The 2,778-nt window shown below is 45.3% G+C and carries 3 protein-coding genes; 2 read left to right on the top strand and 1 reads right to left on the bottom strand.

What is annotated here, in order from left to right; genetic code table 11:
* The first annotated feature begins 24 nt into the window (after positions 1-24).
* Positions 25-837: a flagellar hook-basal body protein gene (locus tag Q0200_RS05315; RefSeq protein WP_002948146.1), complete on the top strand. Its 813-nt coding sequence runs from the start codon at positions 25-27 to the stop codon at positions 835-837.
* Positions 838-1,411: 574 nt separating this feature from the next.
* A complete protein-coding gene (flgG, locus tag Q0200_RS05320) occupies positions 1,412-2,200 on the top strand; it encodes a flagellar basal-body rod protein FlgG (protein ID WP_297938664.1) in 789 nt (262 codons plus the stop codon).
* A gap of 145 nt (positions 2,201-2,345) precedes the next feature.
* On the opposite strand, the gene Q0200_RS05325 is transcribed toward flgG, so the two are convergent.
* The gene (locus tag Q0200_RS05325) at positions 2,346-2,531 is read right to left on the bottom strand and encodes a Sel1 repeat protein (RefSeq protein WP_297938667.1); all 186 of its coding nucleotides are present in this window, start codon (positions 2,529-2,531) and stop codon (positions 2,346-2,348) included.
* Positions 2,532-2,778: the final 247 nt, after the last annotated feature.

The raw sequence follows: 2,778 nt of genomic DNA on the forward strand, positions 1-2,778 counted from the left end.
AGTCGTCAAAATAAGGAAAAGTAAATGAACAACGGCTACTACCAAGCAACCGGCGCCATGGTGACGCAGTTTAATCGCCTAGACGTCATCGCAAACAATCTAGCGAACATAAACACGATCGGTTTTAAACGCGACGACGTCGTAGTGGGGGATTTTGAGAGAATTTTTAAAGAGTACCGCGACGAGTTACCGATAGAAAATCACACCAAAGACGCGGCGAAATTTCTAAACAGAACTATCGATAGAGTGCCGCAAATCTCGGAGCAATACGTGGATTTTAGCCAGGGCGGGCTTAAATTTTCAAACAACGACCTTGACTTTGCGATGAAACGCGAGGATTTGTTTTTCCTGGTCGAGGTAAAGCCCGGCGACGTGCGTCTAACCAAAAACGGCTCGTTTAATCTCGACGAAGACGGATTTTTGGTAACAAAAGAGGGTTACAAGGTACTGCCGAGCGATTATTTTACAAATAATTTTCAAGGCATCCAAATCCCGCAGGGCGAGCGCTTTTCCGCTGATAAAAACGGCAATCTCTACTCAAACGAGGAGCCGCTAGCTAGGCTTTATATCGCGCAGCCAAAAGAGATACGAAATCTAACCAAAGAGGGCGATAATCTCTACGTTTTGCCTAATTTAAAGGAGCTTGAAGACGTGGGCGGCGAGATAGACGCGGTCGCGTGGAAATACACTCAAATCTCCAACGTAAACGCCGTGACCGAGATGGTTGGACTCATCGAGACGCAGCGTTTTGTCGAGATGTATCAAAAGGTGATGACGTCGCATATGGATGATCTAAATCAGGAAGCCATAAGTAAGCTTGCTAACACGAAAGTCTAAATTTAGCGTTATCTCTTTGACGTATTTGCGAGAGATTTAATTTTTACTCGCGGCGACAGGCTACGTGCCTAGTCTTGCTCGTAAAAATTTGCACGACTCGCAAATCCGCTCAAAGATATTTCCGCTAAGGTTTTTAAATTTTAATAAACATAAATCGCTATGCATTAAAACCCTGCCGCTAATATAAATTCAAAATACTTCCGCCAAAATATTTTCAAATTTTCCCAAATTTGCAAATTTGGAACGTCTTTTGCTAAACAGTTAAGAAATGCGAGAAATCGCGCTGAATTTGTAAATTTTAGACGCTCGCCCGACATAAAAACAGTCGGCGACGGTTTTATGCAAAAGCGTAAAATTTAAGACTGCAAATTTGGAATATTTTTTGCAAATTAAACAAATAAAGATAAGGCGCTCAAAGCTAAGGTAATGACTAAGCGGAAGCGATTTGTGGATTAGACGAGGCGGGTTTTATTTTGACGAGGGAGCATACTGGGCGTATGTGACCGAAGTCAAAATAAAACGCAACGACGTATAAAACCAAAGCGCGACGCGCCTGTAGAAAGAGGAAAATGAAATGATGAGGTCTATTTATTCCGCCGCCACCGGCATGATCGCCCAGCAAACCCAGATCGACGTTACGTCGCACAACATCGCAAACGTAAACACCATCGGCTACAAGAAAAACCGCACCGAATTTGCCGATCTGATGTATCAGGTAATGGAGTATGCGGGTACGGCAACCAGCGCCACGACGAAAAGCCCAACGGGTATCGAGGTGGGTCTGGGCGCGCGTCCGACGGCGATAACGAAGATATTTTCGCAAGGTTATTTTAAAGAAACTAGCAACAACCTCGATATGGTTATTGCGGGTAACGGCTTTTTCCAGGTGCAGCTTCCAGACGGCACGACGGCGTATACTAGAAACGGCGCCTTTAAGCTAGATAGCGAAGGCACGATCGTAAACTCCGACGGCTACGTGCTTCAGCCGCAGATGACTATCCCTGCCGACGCTACGCAGGTTTCAGTCGGCACCGACGGCACCGTCTCAGTGCTCCAGCCTGGCAACACCGAGATGACGCAGGTAGGCCGCATCGAGCTAGCAAATTTTATCAACCCGGCAGGCTTGCACTCTATGGGCGACAACCTCTATCTGCCGACGGGCTCTAGCGGCGAGGTCGTAGTCGGTACGGCGGGTCTTGACGGTCTGGGTACGATCAGGCAGGGGTTCGTCGAGATGAGTAACGTGCAGCTGGTTGAAGAGATGACCGACCTCATCACGGGCCAGCGCGCGTACGAAGCCAACTCAAAGGCGATCACGACGAGCGATGATATGCTCTCTATCGTAAATAGCCTAAAAAGATAGCCTGAAATAGGCTAAATTTAGCCGCCTAGTCCGAGATTTGCTTTGCAAATTTGACGGAGTGGGCGGCTTTTTAAATTTAATTAATCAAAACGGCTGAATTTGAGTTAAATTTTAGCTGTTTTATAGCGGTTCTAGCCCGCTACTCTTATTTGCTTAGGATTTTGTGATTATCGCAACCTTGTTTCAAGCCCATATTGCAAGCCTTGCCGAAATACTTCTTAGCCGATTGTTTATCTTTGATTATGCCTTGACCTTCCGCGTATAAAACGCCCAGATTATAGCAGCCTTTTGCGTCTCCCCGCATCGCAAGCGCTTTGCAGCTTCTTTGCATCATCGCCCGCACCAAACAAAACCGCCGCGCAGGCTACCGCTATGACTATTTTTTCATGCTTTTGCTCCTATAAAAAATTTAACGCTATTTTATAAGATTTATTATTATTAAAATGCGGATAATTTTATACTAAACGCTAAATTTGGTTTGGTTAAATTTGCTCGCCGCGTCATTAGCTCAAATTTTCTTAAATCTTCAGGCTTTATCAGATTTTTTAAAATTTAAGCTATCATCGCGCTGGCATGCG

This window comes from uncultured Campylobacter sp., from assembly GCF_938045225.1.
In the GTDB taxonomy this organism is placed as follows: Bacteria; Campylobacterota; Campylobacteria; order Campylobacterales; family Campylobacteraceae; genus Campylobacter_A.